The 24408-nt window shown below is 55.1% G+C and carries 19 protein-coding genes and 1 riboswitch; of the genes, 13 read left to right on the forward strand and 6 right to left on the reverse strand.

All coding sequences use genetic code 11. The features are described 5' to 3' along the window. Window positions 1-90 precede the first annotated feature (90 nt). Window positions 91-2781, forward strand: coding sequence for a TonB-dependent receptor (locus KP707_RS09910; protein ID WP_215751590.1), 2691 nt, complete (start codon window positions 91-93; stop codon window positions 2779-2781). Window positions 2782-2823: 42 nt separating this feature from the next. On the opposite strand, the gene KP707_RS09915 is transcribed toward KP707_RS09910, so the two are convergent. After that, a complete protein-coding gene (locus KP707_RS09915; protein WP_215751591.1) occupies window positions 2824-5181 on the reverse strand; it encodes a TonB-dependent receptor in 2358 nt (785 codons plus the stop codon). 153 nt (window positions 5182-5334) lie between these two features. Between KP707_RS09915 and KP707_RS09920 the strand changes: the two genes are divergently transcribed. From KP707_RS09920 to KP707_RS09960, 9 genes are read left to right on the forward strand one after another with little or no spacing between them, the layout of a single operon-like run. Further along, window positions 5335-6663, forward strand: coding sequence for an LLM class flavin-dependent oxidoreductase (locus tag KP707_RS09920; protein WP_211503016.1), 1329 nt, complete (start codon window positions 5335-5337; stop codon window positions 6661-6663). Then, entirely contained in the window at window positions 6660-8138 is a 1479-nt protein-coding gene (locus KP707_RS09925; RefSeq protein WP_211506726.1) for an ABC transporter substrate-binding protein, read from the forward strand. The genes KP707_RS09920 and KP707_RS09925 overlap by 4 nt, the downstream gene beginning before the upstream one ends. Beyond that, window positions 8135-9085 carry an ABC transporter permease gene (locus tag KP707_RS09930; RefSeq protein WP_249202907.1) on the forward strand — a complete coding sequence of 317 codons (951 nt, stop codon included), beginning with the start codon at window positions 8135-8137 and terminating at the stop codon, window positions 9083-9085. The genes KP707_RS09925 and KP707_RS09930 overlap by 4 nt, the downstream gene beginning before the upstream one ends. After that, entirely contained in the window at window positions 9082-9915 is an 834-nt protein-coding gene (locus KP707_RS09935; protein WP_211503014.1) for an ABC transporter permease, read from the forward strand. Before KP707_RS09930 ends, KP707_RS09935 begins: the two co-directional genes overlap by 4 nt. Further along, a complete protein-coding gene (locus KP707_RS09940; RefSeq protein WP_211503013.1) occupies window positions 9912-10745 on the forward strand; it encodes an ABC transporter ATP-binding protein in 834 nt (277 codons plus the stop codon). Before KP707_RS09935 ends, KP707_RS09940 begins: the two co-directional genes overlap by 4 nt. Then, window positions 10742-11518 carry an ATP-binding cassette domain-containing protein gene (locus KP707_RS09945; protein ID WP_215751592.1) on the forward strand — a complete coding sequence of 259 codons (777 nt, stop codon included), beginning with the start codon at window positions 10742-10744 and terminating at the stop codon, window positions 11516-11518. Before KP707_RS09940 ends, KP707_RS09945 begins: the two co-directional genes overlap by 4 nt. Before the next feature lie 12 nt (window positions 11519-11530). After that, window positions 11531-12559, forward strand: a complete 1029-nt coding sequence (locus KP707_RS09950) for a P1 family peptidase (protein WP_211503011.1) — start codon at window positions 11531-11533, stop codon at window positions 12557-12559. Next, complete coding sequence (locus tag KP707_RS09955; RefSeq protein WP_215751593.1) at window positions 12552-13415, forward strand: alpha/beta fold hydrolase; 864 nt, start codon at window positions 12552-12554, stop codon at window positions 13413-13415. Before KP707_RS09950 ends, KP707_RS09955 begins: the two co-directional genes overlap by 8 nt. Then, entirely contained in the window at window positions 13412-14623 is a 1212-nt protein-coding gene (locus KP707_RS09960) for a tetratricopeptide repeat protein (protein ID WP_211503009.1), read from the forward strand. Before KP707_RS09955 ends, KP707_RS09960 begins: the two co-directional genes overlap by 4 nt. On the opposite strand, the gene KP707_RS09965 is transcribed toward KP707_RS09960, so the two are convergent. After that, window positions 14624-15622, reverse strand: coding sequence for an LLM class flavin-dependent oxidoreductase (locus KP707_RS09965; protein ID WP_211503008.1), 999 nt, complete (start codon window positions 15620-15622; stop codon window positions 14624-14626). Window positions 15623-16021: 399 nt separating this feature from the next. Here KP707_RS09965 and KP707_RS09970 point away from each other — a divergent pair, with 399 nt between their 5' ends. Both KP707_RS09970 and KP707_RS09975 read left to right on the forward strand, forming a co-directional pair. Further along, complete coding sequence (locus tag KP707_RS09970; RefSeq protein WP_046901908.1) at window positions 16022-17362, forward strand: gluconate:H+ symporter; 1341 nt, start codon at window positions 16022-16024, stop codon at window positions 17360-17362. Window positions 17363-17408: 46 nt separating this feature from the next. Next, a complete protein-coding gene (locus KP707_RS09975) occupies window positions 17409-18164 on the forward strand; it encodes an SDR family oxidoreductase (RefSeq protein WP_215751594.1) in 756 nt (251 codons plus the stop codon). A 21-nt stretch (window positions 18165-18185) separates the two neighbouring features. Here the strand turns inward: KP707_RS09975 and KP707_RS09980 are convergent, their stop codons facing one another. Genes KP707_RS09980 through KP707_RS09995 form a run of 4 tightly spaced genes read right to left on the reverse strand, consistent with a single transcriptional unit; the run spans window position 18186 to window position 23114 of the window. Then, a complete protein-coding gene (locus tag KP707_RS09980; RefSeq protein WP_211503005.1) occupies window positions 18186-19178 on the reverse strand; it encodes an iron ABC transporter permease in 993 nt (330 codons plus the stop codon). Continuing rightward, window positions 19178-20131, reverse strand: a complete 954-nt coding sequence (locus KP707_RS09985; protein ID WP_211503004.1) for an ABC transporter substrate-binding protein — start codon at window positions 20129-20131, stop codon at window positions 19178-19180. Before KP707_RS09985 ends, KP707_RS09980 begins: the two co-directional genes overlap by 1 nt. Further along, a complete protein-coding gene (locus tag KP707_RS09990) occupies window positions 20128-20886 on the reverse strand; it encodes an ABC transporter ATP-binding protein (RefSeq protein ID WP_211503003.1) in 759 nt (252 codons plus the stop codon). The genes KP707_RS09985 and KP707_RS09990 overlap by 4 nt, the downstream gene beginning before the upstream one ends. 2 nt (window positions 20887-20888) lie before the next feature. Beyond that, window positions 20889-23114, reverse strand: a complete 2226-nt coding sequence (locus tag KP707_RS09995) for a TonB-dependent siderophore receptor (protein WP_211503002.1) — start codon at window positions 23112-23114, stop codon at window positions 20889-20891. Window positions 23115-23205: 91 nt separating this feature from the next. After that, window positions 23206-23408: riboswitch (cobalamin riboswitch) on the reverse strand. A 153-nt stretch (window positions 23409-23561) separates the two neighbouring features. Here KP707_RS09995 and KP707_RS10000 point away from each other — a divergent pair. Then, window positions 23562-24407, forward strand: a complete 846-nt coding sequence (locus KP707_RS10000; protein WP_211503001.1) for a fumarylacetoacetate hydrolase family protein — start codon at window positions 23562-23564, stop codon at window positions 24405-24407. Window position 24408 lies beyond the last annotated feature (1 nt).

Genomic DNA, 24408 nt, shown 5'->3' on the forward strand with positions numbered 1-24408 from the left:
AAAACCGTTGAACAATGCTGAGGTTTTTCAGTTTTCATTTGTCTTCCTGTTGAGACCGCCTTCTGCGATCACCAACAGGATAGAGAATACATGGCCGTCAACGTCCGGTGCCCCCTTCGCGCAGTTCTGCTTCTGACTGTAGGGACGACCATTCTGACCCATTCTGCTCTGGCTACACCGTCAGCCACAGCGAATATTCACATTAACCGTCAGCCAATGGCACAGGCACTGGAATCCCTGAGCCAACAAACCGGACAGAGTGTCATTTTTTCTCCTGAACTGGTGGACCACCTTGAGGCTCCGTCCGTTAATGGCGCCCTGTCAGCTGACGCAGCCGTAGCGCGGTTGCTCAATGGGAGCGGTCTGGTTGCCGAGGTTGCTCCAGGCGGCGGAATGGTCATTCGACGTGGTGCCGCTACAAAACGCCTCCCAAAGCGCATACGCGCATCGCGGACCCGGGATGAGCGCGACATTGAGCAGATTGTTGCAACAGGCCATCGAACGCGGTCTGTGCTGAGCATCAGCGGCGACCAGATGCAGGAAATGATGCCGGGTCAGAACCCGATGCAGGCACTGGATCTCTTGCCGGGCGTGACGTTCACCAATGTTGATCCGTGGGGCAACAACGAGCAGAACTCAAGCATTTACGTTCACGGTTTCTCCAACAGTCAGCTTGGCTACACCCTTGATGGTGTGCCGCTCGGTGCAGGCGCTTACGGCAATTATAATGGCCTTTCCCCGCAGCGCGCCGCCATCAGCGAAAATATCGGCCAAACGTCCCTGTCCTCTGGGGCGGGCGCACTCGGAACAGCGTCCACCAGTAACCTGGGCGGAACAATTGAGTTCAATACGCGGGACCCGAAAGCAAAAGCCGGCGCAACAATCCGGCAGACTTTCGGCAGCTATTCCACGTTTCGCACCTATGCCCGTCTAGACACCGGTAATTTTGGGAACGGAAACGCAGCCTACGTCTCTTTTTCACGGCAGGATGCCAGACCCTGGAATCTTGGTGCAGGAAACAATCAGGGTGGCTATCAGGTAAACGGCAAATTTGTTCATAAAGGTGAAAAAACTACCATCACGGCGTATTTTGACTGGCAGGACAAGGCAGAGCCCAACACACAAGGCCTGACAGCGCCGACAGACCTCTATGCTCGCGGTGCGTTTTTCCCTGATTTGAACGCTGCCATGGCCAACTACCCTGCCATGACCTCCAAATCCGCTGCCCCAGGAACGCCCAATAATAAATACTATTACTCAGCAGCGCAGCGAACCGATTACCTCACCTATCTGAAAATCTCTCACAAATTTTCCCCAAATCTGACGTGGGATAACCAGCTTTACTTTCACTATGACGATGGCGCGGGCGTGGTCGCGACGTCCATTCGCACCAACGCTATCCTGACGATCCTTGGGAGCTACCTAGACCCGACTGGATCCAAATACATCAAGAATGGTCAGTTCACGTATAGCAATGCCGGAATTGACCCAAAGGTCTGGAATGCAACCGGCGGAACGGGTTTTGCTGTTCGTACGACCGAGTATAAAGACTATCGCGGAGGCCTGACCAGCACTCTGCACTATCATCTGGGCCACCATAATATTGAGGTGGGCGGATGGTACGAACGCAACAACAATACACAGGGACGTCTTTGGTATCCGCTCACTGCAACAGACACGCTGACGCCGTATAAGCGCGCGACCAATCCTCTTTTTACTCAGTGGATGAATGCGTTTTACACGAACACGTTTGTCACACACCTGCAGGATAGCTGGCGCGTAACGCCCCATCTGACCCTGACAGCAGGCTTCAAGTCCGAGATGGTTTATACCAACGGCACGTTGCCCGTCGCTGCTTTGCCGCAGTCACTTGCATCATCGGTTAAAGGTGCGAAAACGATTGTTGATACCAGCACCCACACAGTGGCTGGCGGAACGATCCCGTCTTACAAACCCTTTCTTCCTGCTTTTGGTGCCTTGTGGAGCTTTACGCCCCATGAGCAGCTATTTGCCAACATTCAGGAAAACATGAATTCGTTTGCCCAGACCGGATATGGCAGCACGTCACCTTGGGCCGTGACCAGCCAGGAAGCGTTCGAAGACTTCAAGAAAACAGGAAAACCCGAAACGTCCTGGACCTATGAGACAGGCATCCGAACCAATCGGCCGCTGTTTCTCGGCCCACTCACGGGCATTAGTGGTCAGCTTGAATATTACCATGTCGATTTCTTCAATCGTCTTGGCTCGATCAAGCCGCCTAATCAGGGAATTTCCGGCGTGGGTGGCACTGTAGCCAACCTGGGCAGCGTTTCGACAAATGGTATGGATCTGTCCTTCACACTCCGGTTCGGGCAGCACTTCTCGATTTATGATGCCGTTTCCTATGTCAGCAGCATTTACGGCAGCGATTTCATGGACGGCACCACGCTTTACGCAACAAAAGGCGAGAAAGTCCCGGCTATTCCTGTCTGGTCTGACAAGTTCGCCATCAACTACAATCAGGCTGGCTTCAACGCTCAGCTCTTCGGAACCTATATGGGCGTACGTCCCGGTACAATCACGAATACCGTCATGGTGCCACCAAGGTTCCAGCTTGGCTTCAGCTCCGGTTATACGTTCAAGCACATCCCACACATGCAGAGCCTCAAGCTCCAGTTCAACGTCAGCAACCTGACGAACACGCGCTCCTGGTCCACCATCACTGCGGGAGACGGCTCAACGTATGTGGGTTATCCTACCCCTCCACGCATGTTCTTTGGCACGGTGGCGGCCTCGTTCTGAAAAACGTCAGAGGGATGGCAAAAAACGCCATCCCTCGCCTTCTTAGAAGTCTGCGCGAACGCGGACTTCCCAGGTTGCTGGCCGGCCAGCAACTGCAATGTTGTCTCCACCCACAAAATAGCCGCGTGTCACGTCATAGTGCTTGTCGGTGATGTTGCGACCAATACCTTCGATTTTCCAATGGCCCTTATGGGGCGCGAACGAAATATACCCGCCCCATAATGTATAGCCCGGAATGGTATTGGCTGAGTTCAGAGCCGTACTCGTGGTGCGCAGGCTGTAATCCACACCTGAAACGAGATCATATTTTCCAACGCGCCACGTATAATCGACGGATCCATTGGCCGTAAAATGAGGCACCTCGATCCCACGTCCAGACACATCCTGCGTGACACCGACCCAAACACCATTGACCTGCTTTGAGCTCGTAACAGCACTGAATTTGTCGTAAGCACCTTCGACATAGGCCCCAGACTGCGCCACATGCAGCCCCGGGATCGGGGACCATTCGACTTCGTATTCACCACCAAACATATGGGAGCGCGGCGCATTTACGAACAGACCAATAGCGGAGCCGGTCGTTGGGCTATAGGCGATAGACTGAACCTGACGGTCGAAATAATCATAGTAAAAGAAGTCAGCATTTACCCGCAGGTTATACCTCGGCAGAATTAGCTTGTTTCCCACCTCGAAAGAATAAAGCTGCTCGGGCTTGAACGGATTGGTCATCTGCGTGACGTCAGATGAGTTGTACACCGTGAATCCACCGGATTTCACACCCTTGCTGAAGGTGAAATACGTCATGTCATGGCTGAACGGATGATACTGAATGCTGAATTTTGCAGACGGCAACGTATAGGATTGCGACTGCTGGGCGACAGCGTTCTGCGGGTTCGTCACCACCCCGCCGACGAGGTAATGAGCATAGACGTTATCAAGGGTGCGCTTCTCGTGCTCGACGCGAATGCCACCAACCAATTGCAGCTTTGGCGTAAGGTCATAAGTCACCTGACCAAAACCGCTGATTGTATTGACCGTCTGCGAATAACGGACGTCTCCATCCGTATTGTAAAGAGCCTCAAACCCCGACTGGTAACGGTCATTCAGCCACTGATGACCGTAGTAAATGCCTCCAATCCAGTGAAGCCGACCAGATGTATTGGATGAGAAACGCAGTTCATCGGCCACGACATTAGCCCGCGTATTGAACTTCACGTCTGCCAGAGACAGTGAGGAATCATCGAAATTGTCGTATTCGTCACGCTGCATGTAATCGTAGCTGGCGAGGTTCGTGATCGTGAAATCACGGAGATGCTTCTCAACCCGCAGACTGCTGCCACCTGTATCGATATGGCTATATGGCTTTTGATCCGGCGTCAGACCAGTTTCTTTAGCAAACTGCTCTGAAGTCCCCCAGCGAGTATTATAACGACTGGTGGACGCAGGCATTGGATTGGTGGAACTGAGGCTGGTGATAGGCTCCCACGCATAGACGCCCGTTCCATCAGAACGATCCCGGCTACCATGCAGGTTCCACTCCACCTTCCAGCTCTCTGACGGAGTATAATCCACCAAAAGGCGAGCCGCGCCACGATTGACGTTCCCGAGATGGGCCTGAGCCTCAGGATTGTACTGCCATGCCCCGCCCTGCTGTGTTTCGCCAGACAGGCGAAACTTCAGCTTGTCGTTGATTGGACCGGAAATATATCCGTCGATCTTGGCGCTGTCGAAACGGCCATACTGGGCACTCACGCCTCCCGCCAGCTTATCAGTCGGTTTGTTCGTGATATAGTTGATCGCACCGCCTGTCGTATTCCGACCGTACAGCGTGCCCTGCGGCCCGCGCAGAACTTCCACGCGCTGCATATCAAACATCATTCCGTTGATACCGAACGGGACCGGGTTCGCCACCTCATCGATATAGATACCCACAGTCGGGGAGTTGTTGCTGGAGTAATTGCTAAATCCGACGCCGCGGATCGTATAAGTGAACTGACCACTGCCGTAGGACGGCTGGATCTGAAGTGATGGCGTAGCGTACTGGAGATCGAACACATTGTTGATGTTCCGATTTTCCAGCATCTTTGCGGAAACGACGCTGATTGATGTACCGATGTTTTGTGGGCTGTCTGCCTTGCGCTCCGACGTCACGACAACGTTTTCCACCCGGGAGGCTTCAGATGCGTGAACTTCAGGCGCAGCCGATGCATGAGCAGCTTTTGCAGAAAGCGCGCTGCCCTTTCGTGACGTAGCCTGAGCAGGCTTCTTCGTCTGGGCATTCTCTTCCGCAGCCGCAGCAACATTCCAGAGCGGCAGAAATGCAACGCTGGAAATCAGTGCAATACGCCCACGAACAAGGAGGGCATTCCTGCGGTACGGAGCAGTAAGTACGTCGTGCATCGGTTCCGCCTAATAACTAAGTTTTTTGGTTGTTAATGGAAACAACTATTTAATTGCGTTTAAGGGATAGAAAAACGATTCACAACAGGTTATGTTGTGGATGCAACAATTTTTTGTGTTTCTGACCGCGACATAAGCAAGAGATCAAGATCCATGGCTCCCCAGATGAAACTCGCCGCATTTCTTCTCCCGACCGGCCATCATGCGGCAGCCTGGCGCCACTCAGGATCCGCCCCTGACGCAGGAAGCAATTTCAAACGCCAGCTTGAACAGGCACGCCTCGCTGAACGGGGGCTGTTTGATGCCGTGTTTATCGCTGATTTTACAAGCTCCATTGACGAAGCGACAATCGATGGCTTCCGCAGGATGACATATGCGGCGTCTTTCGAACCTCTGACGCTCCTTTCCGCACTGGCTGCCACAACAGATAAGATCGGCCTGATTGGTACTGTCAGCACCACCTATTCGGTGCCTTATCACCTCGCCCGGCAGTTCCTCTCGCTTGACCAGATCAGCGGCGGCCGCGCTGGATGGAACCTTGTCACAACGGCCAACGTCAAGGAGTCCATTCATTACGGGCGTCCAAGCCATGTCCCTCATGCAGACCGTTACCGTCAGGCCCGCGAATTTGCACAGATTGTAGAGAATTTCTGGGATAGCTGGACCGATGATGCATTCCTAAGAGATACAGAAAGCGGAGCATTCTTCGCGCCTGAAGGCCGGCGTCCATTTGATTTCAAAGGCGAGTTTCTCTCTGCGGCGGGTCAGATCGATATTCCCCGCTCGCCGCAGGGCAGACCTGTTCTCGTGCAGGCGGGCTCTTCCGATCCGGGGCGTCAACTGGCTGCGGAAACTGCCGAAATGGTCTTCACCGCCCAGCAAAACCTTGAGGAAGCAAAAGCTTTCCGCCTCGATCTCCACCGCCGCATGAAAGAAATCGGTCGGGACCCTGCATCTCTGAAAGTTATGCCAGGCGTATACCCGCTCGTTGGTCGCACGCAGATGGAAGCGGAAGATTTGAAGGCTGAACTTGATGAACTTACTCACCCTGACGTCGGTCTGTTCCTATTAGGAGGCATGACGGGCACAGATCTACGTGGCCTCCCCCTTGATGCGCCCCTTCCAGAAGCCCCTGCGGACTTCAACGGAAACCGCAGCCGCCAGACACTGCTCGTAGAAATGGCCAAGAAGCGCAACATGACCCTGCGAGACCTGTATCTCGAAGTCAGCGGCGCGCGCGGACACTGGTCCATCTATGGCGGTCCCAAGGAGATTGCAGATCAGCTTGAAGAGTGGTTTGTGGAAGGTGCGGCAGACGGGTTTAACGTCATGCCTCCCATTCTGCCGCAGAGCCTTGAAACGTTTGTGGATCATGTGGTGCCAGAACTTCAGAGACGCGGCCTGTTTCGTACAGCCTATGAGGGCTCCACCCTGCGCGAGCATCTTGGCCTCAAGCGTCCGGCTCCCGGCGAGACCCCATGAAGTCATCTTTCGCTCTTTTAACCATGGCTGGTCTGAGTCTGGGCACGTCCGCACTGGCTCAGACGCGCGATACAATGAGTATTGGTGTCTCCATTGAGCCGCCTGGCCTGGACCCGACCCGCAGCCCAAGCGAGGCCATCGGCACAATCACATACAACAACGTCTATGAGGGCCTGACGCGACTGGACCGTGACGGGCACGTCCAACCCCTGCTTGCACGGGCTTGGACTGTCTCAGACGAGGGCCGCGTTTATCACTTTACTCTGCAAGAGAGCGTCCATTTCCATGATGGAACTCTCCTCACCTGTGAAAATGTGCGGTTTTCACTTTTACGTGCGGGGGCGACGTCCAGCACAAACCCTGACCGTACATTCTTTACAAACATCGCAGGTGTGAGCTGCCCCGACACCACCCACGCAGATATCACACTCAAAAAAGCCCATGGCAGCTTCACCTATGAGCTTGCGTGGAATGATGCCTCCATCCTGTCACCCTCATCAGCAGACAAAAACGCCAGCCATCCCATAGGGACAGGACCGTTCCTCTTCCAAGCTTGGCAAAGAGGCGATCACGTCACGCTGTCCCGTAATCCCGATTATTGGGGAAAAGCGCCAGAACTGAAGGCTGTCACATTCCGGTTCATGCCTGATCCGCTTGCTGCCAGCAATGCGCTTCTGGCGGGAGAACTGGATGCTTATCCATCATTCCCTGCCCCTGAAATTCTCGGCCGTTTTGCAGGAAACCCGAACCTCAAGGTCGTGCGTGGAACCTTTCCGTTCAAAGCCATTCTGGCACTGAACAATGCTCGCAGGCCATTCAATGACCTGCGCGTACGTCAGGCTCTTGCCTACGCCATCGATCGAAAGGCCCTCATTCAAGCTGGGGCCGATGGAGACGGAACGGTCCTGCAATCTCACATGGCTCCCAATGACCCAGACTATGCTGCACTCCCCGATCGGTTTCCATACAATCCGGAGCGCGCACGGGAGCTTCTCAAAGAGGCTGGCATCAAACCGGGAACGCAGCTGACGCTCTCTTACCCGCCCATCACCTATGCTCGCGATACGAGCGAAATCGTTGCCGCCTATCTCGAGCAGGTTGGCCTGATCGTCACGTTACAGCCCTTGGAATGGCCATCATGGCTGGGTCGTGTTTTTGGGCAGGGCTCTTTTGACATGACAGTCATCGCCCATACAGAGCCGCATGACATCGGAATCTACGATCGGGGTAACATCTACTTTCATTACAAAAATCCGCAGTTTCATGAGCTATTCGAACAGTACGAAGCCAGCGACAACGCGGAGGATCGGCATCGGCTTTCCGTCGCCCTGCAAGATCGCCTCGCGCAGGACGAGCCCAATGTCTTTCTGTATTCCCGCCCTCGGGACACAGTTCTGAACCGGCGTATCTCCGGCTTATGGATTAACCAGCAGATCGCAGCCTGCCCTATGGCAGATGTGACGTGGCAACCATGATGACCAATCTTGCCTCTGCCATTTCAGGAAGACTGCTGGTTCTCGCAGTCGCCAGTGTGATCGTGTTCGCTTTGTTGAACCTTCTTCCGGGAGATCCGGCCACAGTGATGCTTGGGCTGGATGCAAGCCCGGACAGCATTGCGGCTCTCCATCACCAGCTAGGCCTCGATGCTTCCCCCGCAACACGGTATCTACGCTGGATTTCTGGCCTGCTGCATGGAGAGGCTGGAACGAGTTACGCCTATGATGTCCCCGTTCGTGGGCTGATCCTTGAGCGCTTCCAGAGCACCCTCCCTCTGATCCTGCTGGCTACGGGCCTCGCTCTTCTCATTGGGTTACCCACGGGAGCCATCGCAGCCACTCATCGTGGTAAAGGTCCTGATCTTGCCGTCATGGCAACGTTGCAGTTCCTCAAATCCATTCCGGATTTCTGGCTGGCCATGATGATGACGCTGCTGTTCTCCCTGACGCTGCACTGGTTTCCGGCAGGAGGATTTACGGGCTGGAACGCAGGATTTTTCACCGGAATGCGAGCTCTTTTCCTGCCCACAGTCGCCTTGGCCATCCCGCAGGCAGCCATCACAGCACGCTTCATGCGCTCCTCTCTCATCGATGTTCTGAACCAGGACTTTATCCGAACAGCACGTGCTCAGGGCTACAGCCGCAAGGGCGTTCTCTGGAAAGTCGCCATTCCAAACGCATTGATCCCAGTTTTGACACTGATCGGCATTCAGCTTCCCGTTCTGGTGACTGGGGCAATCATTGTCGAAAGCGTGTTTAATATTCCCGGCTGCGGAAAACTGCTTCTGGAAGCCGTGAACCAGCGTGACATTCCGGTCGTACAAAACCTTGTCATGCTGATTGTCGCGGGTGTCCTGCTGCTCAATCTGGTACTTTCCATCGTTGTTCGCTGGCTGGACCCGCGCCTTACAGGAGAAAGTGCGTGACCCGGCTTCGCACGAACAGGAGCCTGATTGCTGGAAGTGCCCTTCTTCTGGCGTGCCTTGCTCCAGCAACCCTTACGTGGATCTGGCGGGGTGGACGCTCTCCTCTGATTGATATCGCGCATCGTTACGCTCCGATTTCTTTCTCTCACCCACTGGGGACGGACCCGTTCGGACGTGACATTGCGAGTTATGTCCTGACAGGGGCTTTCAACAGCACGGTAATCGCCGTAATTGCGGTGACACTCGCGACAGTCATTGGGACAGCCTTGGGGCTCGTCGCGGCTTACGGCGGTGTGCGCGGCAAAGCCGTGATGAGCACAGCAGATCTGGGACTGGCTTTTCCACCCATTCTGATCGCCGCCATGCTCGTCACAGCGCAAGGCGCCTCTGCCACGGGCGAAATTCTCGCTATTGCCCTTTTCGGCATCCCAGCCCAGATCCGGATTACACGCCAGGCTGCGCACTCCATTCTTGTACTCGATTACATTGCCGCCGCCCGCATGGCAGGACTGAACTCAATCGATATGATCCTTCGCCATGTTCTTCCGAACATCGCGCCTATCCTGATCGTTCATACCTCGACGTCTTTAGCGTTGGCCATTCTCTCAGAAGCCGGCCTATCGTACTTGGGGCTTGGGGCACCGCCCCCTCAGCCGGATCTGGGACGAACGCTCGCGTCTTATCAAATCCATATTTTTGACCATCCGCTGCTTGTTGCAATTCCAGGTGTGACCGTGATGGTTCTGGTGCTCGGGTTTAATCTGCTTGGCGATGGCCTGCGTGACCTTCTGGAGCGCCCTTTCAATCGACTGAAAGGACAGCCGTCATGAGCCGCCTTCTGTCCGTTCAAAATTTGTCAGTCCGCGCTGGCTCCACAGCCATTTTGCATCCTTTGTCCTTCACCATGAACGCTGGTGAAACCATCGCTGTCACAGGAGAGTCTGGGTCGGGAAAATCCACGCTTGCCCGTACGCTTATGGGATTGCTCCCCGATGGCTTTGAAACGTCAGGTCAGGCTCTGTTTGAAGAGCAGAACCTTATTTCTCTTCCGGAGCACCAGTTTCGAAGCCTGCGCGGTCAGAAGATTGCCATGGTTTTTCAGGAGCCCATGACCGCGCTTAACCCAATCCGTCGGATTGGTCAGCAAATCGGGGATACGTTCCGACTGCACACCGCCATGACAGGTCGCGAAATCAAAGAGGCCGTTCATCAGCTTCTGGATCGTGTTGGCCTCAGTCGCGCAGGGGTTTCAGCAAACGACTACCCTCACACGCTGTCAGGCGGTCAGCGACAGCGTGTGCTCTTGGCTATCGCAATCGCGTGCAAACCAGCACTGCTGATTGCTGACGAGTTCACAACCGCACTGGATAGCCAAACCCAAGCCGAGGTCATGGACCTGGTCCAGGATCTGGCATCTGAAAATCAGATGGCCATTCTGATGATTTCCCATGATCTGGGCCTGATCCGCCATAAAGCCAGTCATGTTCTGGTTCTTCAACACGGGACACTCGTGGAAAGTGCAAAGACGGAAACACTTTTTTCAGCACCTCAGCACCCATACACCCGTGCTTTACTGAGCATGTCCCTACACGGAGTGAACCATCCGCTGCTGACACGCCTGCCAGTGCCAGAAAATCTGGCTTCTGGGGTGGAGCCATGAGCCATCTTCTGGAAGCCAGACATATCCAGTACGATGTTGCAGGCCGGGGAACATCGCTGCTTCGCTCGCGGAAACCGAAGACCATTCTACAAGATGTCTCGCTTCACGTAGATAAGGGCGAAACACTGGGGCTCGTTGGGTCCTCAGGGAGCGGAAAATCTACGTTGGCTCGTATCCTCACGGGTTTAGTCGGTGCGAAAAGTGGTCAAATTTTCTTTGAAGAACAGGATATTACGTCCATCACCGGCGTTGCCCGACACCGCTTCAGACCCCACATCCAGATGATTTTCCAAGACCCACAAGGAGCTCTGGACCCTCGGCAGACCGTTGAAAAAATCGTCGCAGAACCTCTTTATCAGACCGGTTTGAATGCTGAAGAGAAGAAGCGTCGTGTTCTTGACGTACTGGCGGACGTGGCTCTGCCGCAAGACGCCATCAGCCGCTATCCGAGGGAATTTTCCGGAGGCCAGAGACAGCGTATCGCAATTGCTCGCGCGCTTGTAACCCGCCCCGATGTTATCGTGGCCGACGAGGCTGTTTCGGCGCTGGACGTCTCCACTCAGGCCGTCGTTCTGAACCTTCTGCTGGATCTGCAGGAGCGTCATGGGTTGTCATATATTTTTGTCAGCCATGACTTGGCTGTAATCCGACACATTTCACATCGTATTGCTGTTTTAGATGGTGGGAGAATTGTCGAAACGGGGCCTACAGCGGACGTTTTGACGCACCCTCACCACCCAACAACCCGCGCCCTCATCAACGCCAGCCTCTGAAATCACACCACCATGACTTCCAGAACTCGCCATAATCTCATCACGGACATTCCGGGCATTCGCGTCGGAAATGTGCGCAATGTTCAACAAAGAACTGGCGTGACGGCGCTTGTGTTCGACCGACCCGTTGTCGCCTCTGGCAGCTTCCTTGGCGGAGCCCCTGCCCTTCGGGAAAACGCGCTTCTGGAGCCAGAAATGCTGGTGGATGGCATTCACGCCATCGTGCTCTCCGGTGGATCGACGTATGGTCTGGATGCAACCGCCGGCGTGCAGGCATGGCTGAGAGAAGAGTTTGACGCTCTTCCCACGCCAGACGGGCAGGTCCGCGTGCCTATTGTGGTGCAGGCCAGTCTTTTTGACCTTGTAAACGGCGGCGATAAGGACTGGGGGCGATACTCGCCTTATGCGGAACTGGGCTATCAGGCCGCACAAACAGCATCTCACGGTCCCTTCAAACTAGGGACCGAAGGCGCCGGAACTGGCGCAACCACTGCGACCGTAAGAGGGGGGCTTGGATCAGCCAGCGCCATAACCGCCAGCGGGCACACGGTCGCAGCGCTTATGGTCGTCAATGCTGTCGGGACGGCCACGATTGGAGACGGACCGCACTTCTGGAGCGCGCCTTTCGAACAGAACGCGGAATTCGGAGGGCACGGTTTCCCGCCTCATTTGACAGCAGATGACCTCAAACTCCGCATGAAGCCGAATTACGTCGCTGGAACCACAATCGGCGTTATTGCAACTGATGCCACCCTGACGAAAGCGCAAGCCAAACGGCTGGCCATTCTGGCGCAGGATGGCGTCGCACGTGGCGTTTTCCCCGCGCATCTTCCGCAGGACGGAGACGCAGTGTTCGGCATCGCTACAGGCGAGGCACCCGCGCCCGCTTCCATTGAGGAGTGGACCGAAATTCTGCATACGGCCACGCAGGTCACAGCCCGAGCGATCGCGCGCGGCGTTTATGAGGCATCGCCCTTGCCAGGCGAGCCCACTCGCCCCACGTGGCATGAACGTTTTGGGAGGAATACCAGCCATGACTGAGACACTTCCACCAGCAGAAACATTCTTCCGCGTTCCAGGCCGCAGGCTTGCCGTCTCTTCAAAACAGGCTGGAAGTGACACAACGCTCTTTTTTGTGCACGGATTGGGCGGGAACCGTCAGCAGTGGCGGCTACAGTGGGACCGATTTTCCAAAGAGCCTGTCAATCTCGTCGCATGGGATGCGCTTGGACATGGCGAGAGTGCGCGCTCCAAGCACGAACAGGTTTTTGCCAGTCGGTTTTCGGTACAAGACCTTGCCGCTGTTCTGGCAGCGTTCCCCTCGCGCAAACGCATCATCGTCGCTCATTCTTTTGGGTGTCGCATCACGCTGGAATGGATTTCCGGATTACTTGCTGCTGGAGAGGACATACCCGTTGATGGCCTCATTCTGTTGGGGCCAGCATCTCTTGCCCCGTCCCTGAAGGGGCCGATGTTTGGAAACTGGATGGACCGTCTGCCCTTCTGGATCGCCTCGTTTGCAAGACCGGCTTTACAGGCGCATTTCGAGAAGCTGGCATGGGCTCCAGACGTAGATCCAGAGATACTCAAAACCGAGCGTAAGGCGACGAAGCGCAACAGCCTGTTCATGATCAATGCTGTTCGTTCCGGCGCGGCCCCGGTCAATACGGAAATCCTGCGCCATTTTGACAAGCCTGTGTACATTCTTGCGGGTCAGAACGATGGCATCGTCCCTCTGACGGAAGTCAGAAAAGTGCATGATTTTCTCCCCACCAGCACTTTGGATATCCTGCCAGACTGTGGTCATCAGATCATGCTGGAACAGCCTGTTATCGTAAACCAGTACATTGAAAGAGAACTTCAGCGACTTTCCTCCTCTCCCGGAGAGGCACCATGACTCAGGACGTTTTAAACAACGATATTTCTGCCAACCAAGAGTTCACGATCGCTGGCATCAATGATTTTATCCTCGGTTACCTTGGATACGACCTGCGTCTTGTCAAAATTCTCGAAGTTGCAGACCAGTCCGAAGACTGCCTGGCGAACACCTATGCCGGGCTGCTCTGGATGCTGTCTGAAACAGGTGATGTTCCGTCGGAAGCGCGCCGATATCATGAACGCGCAGCTCAATCCGTTACCAATGCCCTTCCGCGTGAAAAGCTTCTGTTTTCAGTTCTGGAGGCCTCTATTGCGGACGATCCGGAGGCTATTATTCGCCTGACAGATCGTATACTCGCCCAATGGCCACGCGATCTGGTGACTTTGAAGCTCCGCCAGTATCACGATTTCATCCGAGGCCGCTTTGAGGACATGCTGGCCGTTGCGTTACGCAGCGAAGATGCCGCCGGAGACGTTGCCGCCCTGCACGGTATGCTGGCTTTTGCCTATGAGCAGTGCCACGATTTACCTGCTGCTGAGCGTTCTGCCCGCACAGCCCTTGCCATGGATGCATCGGAGCCGTGGGCCCAACATGCCCTTGCTCATGTTTTTCTGACGCAGGGACGCATTGATGAAGGTACCGCGTTTCTTGAAGAGCGGTCTGCTGGCTGGAAAACGCTGACCTCCTTCATGGACACGCATCTATGGTGGCATCTGGCTCTCTTTTACCTTGCACGCAATCGGGTAAGCGACGCTGTCTCCGTTTATGACCAGCATTGCTGGACCAGAGAACGCAGCTTCTCACAGGATCAGGTTGGCGCAGTATCCCTTCTGGTCCGTCTGGAGCTTGCGGGAGCTGATGTCGAGGACCGATGGCCGGACCTTGCGAACTGGCTCACTTCACGACAGGACGATGTCAGTCAGCCCTTTCTGACCCTGCAATATCTTTACGGATTACTCCGTGCCCATCGTCCGGAAGGGCAGCATCTGCTGCAACGTATTGAGGGTCTCTCCGGGCAAAACCTGCCAGATCAGCGAGCGTGGGATCTGGTAGGCATTCCTTTAGCCCGGGGGCTGAACGCCTATCTTCACAATGCAAACGCTTCAGCCCTGCTCTCTTTCAACACTGCGCTTCCTCACTTGCAGGACATTGGTGGCAGCCACGCCCAGAGAGACCTGTTCATTCAAATCCATCAGGACCTGCGCCGGCGCATGTTAGAGGCTTGATCAAGCCCCCACGTCTGCCTTGATCCTGGCTGTAATTTCAAGCGAGCGCTTGCGGTTGTCCTGATCATGAATCGGGACTGCCACCATCAGCTCGTCAGGTTTGTGGCGTTCCAGGAAGTGTCTCAGTTGTCCCGTCACACTCTCTCTGGACCCAGCAAACGTATAAGCCAGTGTCTGCTCAAGCAGCGCCTGCTCCTCTGCCGACCACAACGACAGGATATCATTGACAGGCGGCGGGAACGCGATAGGCCGCCCGCGGCGCAAAGCCATGAAATACTGGTATAGTGACGTCGCCAGGCGCTTGCCGTCCGCTTCCTCATCCGCTGCAATGACATTGACTGTCAGCATCACATGAGGCCGAGCACATCTCTCGGACGGCTCGAACCGCGACCGATAGAGGGCAATGGCCTCTTCCATCTGCGCTGGCGCGAAGTGAGATGCAAAGGCGTACGGTAGCCCCAACTGGGCGGCCAGAACGGCCGAAAACAGAGACGACCCCAAAATCCAGACCGGAACGCGCAGGCCCATTCCGGGAATGGCACGGATCAAATGCGTATCTTCCGCCGCCATGGGCTCGAAGTAATGCAGAAGCTCAACAACATCTTCCGGAAACCTGTCAGGCGCCGACGGATCGCGCCGCAGAGCACGGGCTGTTCTCTGATCAGCCCCTGGTGCCCGGCCCAGGCCCAGATCTATGCGGCCAGGAAAGAGCGTCTCCAATGTTCCGAACTGCTCTGCGACAACAAGGGGCGAGTGATTTGGGAGCATGATTCCGCCAGAGCCCACCCGAATACGGGTCGTTGCCCCAGCCACCTGACCGATCAGAATGGCCGTTGCCGCGGACGCAATTCCCGGCATGGAATGGTGCTCAGCCAGCCAGTACCGATGAAACCCCAGATTTTCCGCTAGCTTGGCAAAATCGATTGTATTCCTGAACGCCTCACGAGGGCCTGCGCCCCGTGTGATGATTGAGAGATCAAGAACAGAAAACGGGATCATTGTGTGGTCCTTGAGGTCAATGCGTTCAGACGTACGGCATCGTAGCACGAACCAACAAAGCCGTAGCCATTGTCACCGTACAGACTCCTGACGCGGCACTTCACTGATGCGTTGCGTTCAAGTTCCCGTCATTCAGGCGCTTCATTACTGTCGGGTCAGGACCGAAAAATGCAGGAATAATTTAAAAATTCACAGCTTCCATATTCTTCAACGCACGCATTTGAGCGATGGTGAAAGCCTTCTGCCGAGATCATGACGCAGACTTTACATCCGTTCTTTGAGGCAATCGGCGTATGGGTCTGAGAAAGTTTCAGTTCTCTGCAGGAGCCTCTCACGTAACGGTTTTTTCTGGTTTCCGCTTCTGAACTGTTTCCTCGTTCTGACAGGGCTGCGTTCCATATGACAACAACCTTTGCCATTCTGCTGGCAACAGCCGCAATCATTGCAGTCGTCGTACTCATTGCGCGTTTTCGTTTGAACCCTTTCATCGTTCTCTTCAGCGTTTCTATTCTACTGGCTCTTTGCGCGGGTATGCCTGCGGACAAGGTTGTCGCATCTTTCGAAGCTGGTGCCGGACACGTCCTCGGGCACGTTGGCACGATCATTGCGCTCGGCACCATGCTTGGCAAAATGCTGGCTGAGTCTGGGGGCGCTGACCGGATTGCCCTGACAATTTCAGAGCGCGCGGGTCGTCAACGGATTGACTGGGCCATGATGGTGATAGGCCTGCTTGTGGGGCTGCCAGTCTTCTTCGAAGTTGGCGTTGTCCTTCTCTTCCCGCTCGCTTTCGTTCTTGCAGCTCGAACGGAAACATCGCTGCTGCGAGTAGCTCTCCCCATGGGTGCGGCGCTTTCCGTTACGCACGCCATGATCCCGCCTCACCCGGCAACGCTCCTTGCCCTCTCGGCCTATCACGCCAACACGGGAACAACGATCTTCTGGGGCGTTCTGCTGGGGACACCAATAGCGGCCATCTCAGGCCCGCTATTCGCGCGCTTCATCAGCCCCCGTGTTCTCATCACAGAAAAAAATGCGTTGGCAGAACAGTTTGTACGGCGTGAAATCCCGACAAACCTCCCAGGCTTTACGGTTACCGTCCTGACCATCACATGCCCCGTCATCCTGATGCTGATCGGCTCTTCCGCGGACATGTTTACGACTCCGCGAAGCGCACCAAACATGTTCCTGCACTTCATCGGCAACACGGACATTGCGCTGCTTCTGGCGACCGTCATGTCGTTTTACGTGCTGGGGCTGGCTCGTGGATTTTCGCGAGAAACCATTCTTCGCTTCACCAATGAGTGTCTTGGCCCAACCGCTCTGATCATGCTTCTGGTGGGTGCGGGCGGGGGCTTTGGTCGTGAACTCATTGATAGCGGCGTCTCGAAAGCCATCACGGACGCGGCCGTCAGCGCGCACGTTCCACTTCTCGTGCTGGCGTGGCTTCTGGCCGCGATCGTCCGCGTCGCTTGCGGATCTTCTACCGTTGCCATGAGTACGGCCTCCGGCATCGCGGGTCCGATCCTCGCGCACTCGCAGGGCGTATCGCCAGAACTCATGGTGATTGCCACCGGCGCAGGGTCCGTGGCTTTCGGCCCCATGAACGACGCTGGCTTCTGGCAGATGAAAGAATATCTTGGCTTGACCGTTCCGCAGACAATCAAGACCTGGTCAGTTCTGGAGACGATCATTGCCGTTCTGGGACTGGTCTTCTGCGTTGGTATTTCAATGTTCATCTGATCCGCGTTTGCAGAGCGCTGACACAGCAAAGGAAGAAGGATTTTCCATGAGTGTATCTCTTTTTGACCTGACGGGACGTCGCGCTCTAATTACGGGATCGTCTCAAGGTATCGGCTTCAGTCTGGCCAAAGGCCTTCAAGCCGCCGGGGCTGAAGTCGTTCTGAATGGGCGGGATGCTTCCAAACTCTCGGTCGCAGCCGAGGAACTGGGAGGTGTCGAGACACTTGTTTTTGACGTGACCGACCATGCAGCTGTTCGAACTGCAGTCGATCGCTTCGAAGAAGATACCGGGCCCATTGATATTCTGGTCAACAACGCAGGAATGCAGCACCGCGCGCCCTTGGAAGACTTCCCACCAGAAATGTTTCAGAAGGTTCTTCAAACAAACCTGACCTCCATTTTCAATGTTGGACAGGCTGTTGCGAGACATATGCTAGGCCGTAGGCAGGGTAAGATCATCAATATTGCCAGCGTCCAGACGGCCCTCGCCCGCCCGAATATCTCCCCCTACACGGCCACCAAGGGTGCCGTAGGGAATCTGACCAAGGGGATGGCGACCGAGTGGGCAAGACACGGCCTTCAGTGCAATGCCATTGCACCGGGTTACTTCGACACGCCTCTCAACGCTGCACTCGTAAATGATGCAGAATTTTCAACGTGGTTGGAGAAGCGCACACCGGCGGGTCGATGGGGACAGCTTGATGAGCTGACGGGTGCCTGTATTTTCCTTGCGTCCGCAGCATCCTCGTTTGTGAATGGCCATGTTTTGTATGTGGACGGCGGTATCACTGTGTCTCTTTGAGGCAAACATGCCAAAGACACATCAGCGCCGTGTCAGAAGCCCCATCAGGAAACAAGCACCTATCGCAGAAATGACTATCCCAACTGGCAGCTCCTGAGACGGCAAAAGACAGCGGCTGAGAAGATCTGAAAGGATTGTCAGCATCCCCCCCGCGACCATAGCGGGGATAAGGATATTTCGAACAGACCGTCCCCAGATGGGCCTTATGAGATGCGGCACAATCAGCCCTACGAAGCCGATCGGCCCACACAAAGCCACTGTCGTTGCACAGCTAAACGCGCAGAGGGCGAGCACACAGAGCCGTAGCCTTCTTGTCTGCACACCGAGAGACGCTGCGGTTTCCTCTCCGGCCATCAAAGCATCCAGATCAGCTCCAAAAGCCCATTTACCGAAGATCACGGGCAAAAGCCCCAACACGACAAGTGGCAGCGCCGACCAGCGAGCGGCGGAAAAACTGCCCATCGTCCAGAACAGGACGGATTGCGCCGTATTACGGTCACCCCAGAAAATCAGCAGATTTGTCAGAGTAGAGAAGACAAAGGAAATCGCCAGACCAGACAGCAGCATCCGTTCCGTTGAAACCCGTGCGCCAGACCGGGATCTAAATGAGACCAGCAATAAAAGCGCAGAAGTTGCCAGAAATGCCCCACCGACTGCACCGAAAGCGATCGTCCAGACGCCGAAAACGTCCCCCAACAATACGATGACAGCAACAGCCCCTGTTGCTGAGCCTGAAGACAACCCGAAGAGAAACGGATCTGCCAAGGGGTTGCGGGTTACTGCCTGAAGAAGTGCTCCTGCACCGGCAAGAATTGCTCCGGTCAAGAAAGCCAGAACCAGCCTTGGCATCCGCAGGGACCAGATGATCCGGGCGGCAATATCATGACTGGCTGGACCGGCCAAAAGTCCCGCTTGCAACGAATGCCAGGGAAGAGAAGCACTTCCGAGCGTAACTTCCAAAAATGCCAGCACACTCAGAGCCGGCAAAGCGCTGATGCTAAGAACGCGCTTCATCAAGGTGCTGCGTCCGGGTGGAGAAAGGCTGCAATCTTTTCGATCACATCGATATTCGCTGGAGACGGCGTCATTTCATCATAGCGCACAACCAGAAAACGGTTTGTCTTCTGGGCGGTACTCTCCGTCAGCAATGGCTGGCTTCGCAGAAATTTCAGACTGTCTGAAACACCCGCCCCGTAATCCATCACCAAAATAGCTTCAGGATCACGCAAACCCGCGTTTTCCCACGAAGCAGCGCCCCAGTTTGTTGGTAAATCACGAAAAATATTTTCGCCCCCGCCCAGCCGGATCAGCTCTGTCGCGAGGGAATATTGGCCAGCTGTAAATGGCCGGTCGCGTCCACTGTCATAGAGAAAAACACGTAACGGGTGATGGCCCTTGAGACGATCCTGAATGTGCTGAACGCGCCTCTGCCAACCTTCAACCAGTTGCCGAGCCTGCTGCTTCCGGTCAAAAACCTGTCCGAGTTTTTCTTCGTCGCCATACAGAAGGTCTAACGTCGGAAGAGCTGTAGACTGCCCGGCCCTGAAGCAGCTTTCAGACAGAACAAGCGTCGGGATACCCTGAATTGCCAAGGTCTCGGGTGTCACATCCCCACCGACATGCATCCCATAATTCCAGCCGGCAAAGAAAAAATCTGTTCCGGCATCAAGCAATTGTTCAAGACTGGGATAATGGGTCGCGATTTCCGGGATATCACCTTGCTGAGCTTTGAAACCCGGTGTGTATTTGTTCCAGCCTGATATCCCGGTCAAACCACGAATATAGGGCTGCAAATGTAGAGCAAAGGCCATTTCCGCCATATTAACGTCGTGGATGACAGCATGCTCTGGCTGATGCGTGATCGTTACGGGCTTCCCGCAGCTCTGCACGGTAACCGGGTAGGCGAAGGCCGTTTGCACGGCAAAGCCACAAAACCCCAGAAACAGCATAAAGGCAGCCGCTTTCATGCGCCTCGCGGCCTAAAAACGAACGTCGTGCTGTCATCATCCAGTTGAACGGGATAAACATTCAAGCCGAACGCATGCCCTAGTTCCGACGAGAGCAAAACGTCAGAGGACGCCCCATCCAGAATGATTTTTCCGTCCCTCATCAAGAGAGTTCGCGGCGCAAAGTCAGGAACGAAAGACAGGTCATGTAGGACGGCCACGATTGTCAGAGGGAGGTCACGGAGCAGATTTAGAAGCTCTGCTCTGGCCGCAAGATCCAGATGATTGGTGGGCTCATCCAGCAACAGTATTTTGGGAGTCTGGGCCAGACATCGCGCCAGCATCACACGCTGACGCTCGCCACCAGAAAGACTGCCAATCGACCGTTTTAAAAAGGGTTCGACACGGAAATACTGGATTGCCGTTTGCCGAGCCACCGTGTCCTGCTGCGCCTGAGGAGTGCCTCGAAACGGGAGACGACCAAGAGCGATATAATCCTCAACGATGAATTCAGGAGTTACATCATCGGTCTGGGAAAGCCACGCAATCTTGCGGGCTGCCGCAGGTCTGGAAAGGGCGCAGAGCAGCGTTCCTTCCAGGACTATCTCACCTTCCGTGGGTGAAATTAATCCAGCGAGGAGCCTCAGAAGCGTGCTTTTCCCTGCACCATTGGGGCCAATAAGTGCAACATGCTCACCCTCCCTGACGGAGAGATCCGTCAAAGAGAGTATGCAGTCATACCCGGCACCATGCGTCTGAAGCACAACCTCAGGCACGATCAGAAACCGGCCTGAACACTGATCGAGAAGGACCGCGGCGCCCCCAACATCACTTCACTCGGATAACTGGTATCAGCCCACTGAATGAAGTGCTTGTTTCCCACATTGTCTACCCGGCCATAAACCGTCACGCCACGATAGGCGTGCCATGCCGCGAAAAGATTGACGAGCGCATAGTCTTTCAGACTCAGGGTGTTGGCGTAATCGCCCTTGCGGGCAGATACGTAACGCATACCAGCCCCCAGATCGACCGGCAGATCTGCAACCCGGGACCAGACCCCCCACAGGTTAGCCGTTACAGCCGGAACGTTTGGAACCTCGTTCCCGGAGGCATTCACTGACGCTGAAGGATGGAATGATCCATAACGAGACCACGTATAGGCAACATTTCCCGACAGGCTCCAGTGTTTGCCCAGCCTGAGGTCTCCCTGCCATTCCACACCCCGTGACTTTTGAACGCCCGCCGTTGCCACGCTGTCCACACCGGTAGCAACGAGAACTCGGGTACGGCGGATATCGTACAGAGACAGCGTAGAGGACAGGCGCCCTTTCCAGAAAGAGCCCTTGGCGCCGATTTCTCCCTGCCTGGACTGACTCAGGCGTGAAAACTGCCCTTTATTAACCAGGAAGATATTGGAGCCCGGCGGATCTTCAGCCGTTGTGTACACGCCGTAGAGGCTGATGTTATCTGTCAGATCATAAACAGGGCCAATCCTGAAGTTGGCAGGATTGTAGTTCCCCTTGAAGCTGGTCGCAGGATTGAACGCACCGGACTGGCTATAATTCTGACGGTCCAGTTTCAGCCAGTCATAGCGAAATCCACCCACTACACGCAGATCGTCCCGCACCGTCAGGACGTCTTCCATGAAGATACCTGCGTCCACCATGGTTGTGGGAGATTTCGTATACGGATATTCCCCCGCAAAACTCCCCACGGCCGTGCTCTCAGGACTACTCAGAGAAACACTGTCCGCATATGTCGCGTCCGGAAAACCACGGTTCCGGATGAGCCGCACATAATACGCGTCTCCACCGACAACCAGACGGTTCTTCATTCCGAAAACATGAAAATCAAACTGACCATCCAGCGTGTCACCCACCTGATGCTGGTTCATATAAACATAGAACCGATCCCGGCCGACCCGACCGGGTGCAATGGCATTTCCCGCTGCGTCCGTCTGCCCGGCTGAACCGATATAGCTATAGGATTCAGCGTTATTCCAGTTGCGCTTGGCGTAAAGGACATAGGTTTTATTGTGGAACGTCATGTTCTCCGTTGGCTGCCACGTCAGATGAAGCGTCGGGGTCACATTAACCGAGCCAGCTTTTGCATCCTTGGCATTGTAATACCGCCAGAGCGATGATCGACTTACGCCTAATCCCTTGGAAGACGATAGCAGGCCGCCCACACCATCATGGACCTGAGCCAGCGGGACCAAAGGGGTTCCATAGTACGTCGACAAGCGATCTGTCAGATAGTCGACGCCAAAGCGGGCTGTAAATTTCTTCGAAGGGTGCCAGAGCAACGTTGTCGTGAAATCGTTGCTGTGTGGGTCTGCGCCAGCAACGTATCCATCAGACGAGGTACGACTGAAATCACTTCGAATGGCCAAAGTGTCAGTAATGGGAACCGAACCGCCAACACCAGCATTCCATGTATTGAAACTGCCATAAGATACCAGAGCATTAGCATGCGGCCCATCAAACGCAGGGTCACGCGTTCGCATGTCCACCGTGCCGCCAACAGCGCCCTGCCCGTACAGAACAGACGACGGCCCCTTGAGAACCTGAACGCTCTCAAGATTAAAGCTGTTGAGCGGACGGTTCACCATCGTGGTCGGGCCGTAATAAATGCCATCTCGCAGGATCAGAACCTGATTCCCGCTGAAGCCGCGCATCATCATCTGCGCCGGACTTCCTGGAGATCCACCGGAAGAAACACCCGGTGCACTGTCTGCGGAGTCTTCAGCGTGCGCATAACCGCGCTGTTCCATCACGCTGCGCTGAATCACATTGATTGTCGCAGGATTATGTTGAACCGTCAGCCCAAGTCTGCCCCCGATAACAGCACTATCCTTCAGCGGCTGCGCCCGACCGTGCGCCGTAATGTGTTCTTCTTTCGCTTTGGCTGCCGCCTTCCTGACGTCTTCTGCCTGGGCGAACGCAGGCTGAAAAACGGTCAATGCCGCGACGGGCAACACACCGACAAAACTGATTTTCCTCATGGATAACGCAAACTTCACTCAACAATGCGTCACTACGATGAGCAGGATGAACCATCCTGCTGCGTCCGGTGCACCCCGCCCTTTCGCTTCGTCCATGACCATTTTCGATGGCAGGTCTCCTGGCTTGCGGATCATCGGCAGATCGCGAGCCTTCCCAAGGCTGACGCCCCAGTGGCCGGGTTCCCGGAACCCATCGTGATCAGCCTCACCGCTTACAGTTGCGGGGGCAGCCGCAGCATTTCACTGCGTTCCCTTTTCATCCCCTTCCGGGGAACCATCATTGAGCAGGGGCATAACCGAAACTCCCATATAGTCAAACACGTATGTTATAACATATCAATAACTGAAGTTATCAATTTGAACAATGGAGGCGCCTCGATCCTTGGAAGAGAAACCAAAACATGCCTAACCTCATGCTTCCCCACTCTGGACAGAAAGTGTCGCAGGATGAAGCTCTGTCGTTTTGGTCCCTTGGATCAGGAAACACCTGGACTCATTGATGACACTGGCATCCTGAGAAGCCTCGCAGGGGTTCTACCTGATATTACGGCTGCCGATCTCTCTCCGGATAAGCTGGACGCCTTACGGGCCATTAATCCGAACACTCTTCCTGTCGTTTCAGAAGCACCACGCTACGGTATTCCGTTCTCAGGTGCCGGAAAGTACATCTGCATTGGCCTGAACTATCGGGATCATGCCGAGGAAGCAGGCCTTCCCCTCCCCTCAGAGCCAATCGTCTTCATGAAAGCCATCTCTGCCCTGACGGGTCCGAGCGATGGTATTCTGGTCCCCCAACATGCCACCAAATTGGACTGGGAAGTCGAACTCGCAGTCATTATTGGCACCAAAGCGTCCTACGTCTCCCCGGAGAAGGCCTTGGAGCATGTTGCGGGATATTGTGTCGCCAATGATGTCTCTGAACGCTCATTTCAGATGCAGACAAGCCAATGGGACAAAGGCAAAGGCTGCGACACATTCGGGCCTTTGGGACCATGGCTTGTGACGACCGATGAAATCGCCGATCCGCAAGCACTCTCCATGCGGTTAGATGTCAACGGACACCGTCGGCAGGCCGGGCATACCTCCAACATGATCTTTGACGTCCGCAGCATCATTTCACATGTCAGCCATTACATGACCCTGATGCCGGGCGATATCATTGCCACAGGAACACCTGCCGGCGTCGGAATGGGCATCAAGCCTCACCCAGTCTATCTCGAACCAGGAGATGTCGTAGAGCTGGAAATCGAAGGGCTTGGAATTCAAAGGCAGACCGTGAAGGCCAGTTCTTAGC

This window comes from Gluconobacter sp. P5E10 (genome assembly GCF_018812145.1).
In the GTDB taxonomy this organism is placed as follows: Bacteria; Pseudomonadota; Alphaproteobacteria; order Acetobacterales; family Acetobacteraceae; genus Gluconobacter; species Gluconobacter cerinus.

What these genes read in the sequence shown, in the direction of transcription:
- KP707_RS09910 (WP_215751590.1), top strand. Translation starts at nt 91, where the DNA reads ATGGCCGTCAACGTCCGGTGCCCCCTTCGCGCAGTTCTGCTTCTGACT.
- KP707_RS09915 (WP_215751591.1), bottom strand. Translation starts at nt 5,181, where the DNA reads ATGCACGACGTACTTACTGCTCCGTACCGCAGGAATGCCCTCCTTGTT.
- KP707_RS09920 (WP_211503016.1), top strand. Translation starts at nt 5,335, where the DNA reads ATGGCTCCCCAGATGAAACTCGCCGCATTTCTTCTCCCGACCGGCCAT.
- KP707_RS09925 (WP_211506726.1), top strand. Translation starts at nt 6,660, where the DNA reads ATGAAGTCATCTTTCGCTCTTTTAACCATGGCTGGTCTGAGTCTGGGC.
- KP707_RS09930 (WP_249202907.1), top strand. Translation starts at nt 8,135, where the DNA reads ATGATGACCAATCTTGCCTCTGCCATTTCAGGAAGACTGCTGGTTCTC.
- KP707_RS09940 (WP_211503013.1), top strand. Translation starts at nt 9,912, where the DNA reads ATGAGCCGCCTTCTGTCCGTTCAAAATTTGTCAGTCCGCGCTGGCTCC.
- KP707_RS09945 (WP_215751592.1), top strand. Translation starts at nt 10,742, where the DNA reads ATGAGCCATCTTCTGGAAGCCAGACATATCCAGTACGATGTTGCAGGC.
- KP707_RS09950 (WP_211503011.1), top strand. Translation starts at nt 11,531, where the DNA reads ATGACTTCCAGAACTCGCCATAATCTCATCACGGACATTCCGGGCATT.
- KP707_RS09955 (WP_215751593.1), top strand. Translation starts at nt 12,552, where the DNA reads ATGACTGAGACACTTCCACCAGCAGAAACATTCTTCCGCGTTCCAGGC.
- KP707_RS09960 (WP_211503009.1), top strand. Translation starts at nt 13,412, where the DNA reads ATGACTCAGGACGTTTTAAACAACGATATTTCTGCCAACCAAGAGTTC.
- KP707_RS09965 (WP_211503008.1), bottom strand. Translation starts at nt 15,622, where the DNA reads ATGATCCCGTTTTCTGTTCTTGATCTCTCAATCATCACACGGGGCGCA.
- KP707_RS09970 (WP_046901908.1), top strand. Translation starts at nt 16,022, where the DNA reads ATGACAACAACCTTTGCCATTCTGCTGGCAACAGCCGCAATCATTGCA.
- KP707_RS09975 (WP_215751594.1), top strand. Translation starts at nt 17,409, where the DNA reads ATGAGTGTATCTCTTTTTGACCTGACGGGACGTCGCGCTCTAATTACG.
- KP707_RS09980 (WP_211503005.1), bottom strand. Translation starts at nt 19,178, where the DNA reads ATGAAGCGCGTTCTTAGCATCAGCGCTTTGCCGGCTCTGAGTGTGCTG.
- KP707_RS09985 (WP_211503004.1), bottom strand. Translation starts at nt 20,131, where the DNA reads ATGAAAGCGGCTGCCTTTATGCTGTTTCTGGGGTTTTGTGGCTTTGCC.
- KP707_RS09995 (WP_211503002.1), bottom strand. Translation starts at nt 23,114, where the DNA reads ATGAGGAAAATCAGTTTTGTCGGTGTGTTGCCCGTCGCGGCATTGACC.
- KP707_RS10000 (WP_211503001.1), top strand. Translation starts at nt 23,562, where the DNA reads ATGAAGCTCTGTCGTTTTGGTCCCTTGGATCAGGAAACACCTGGACTC.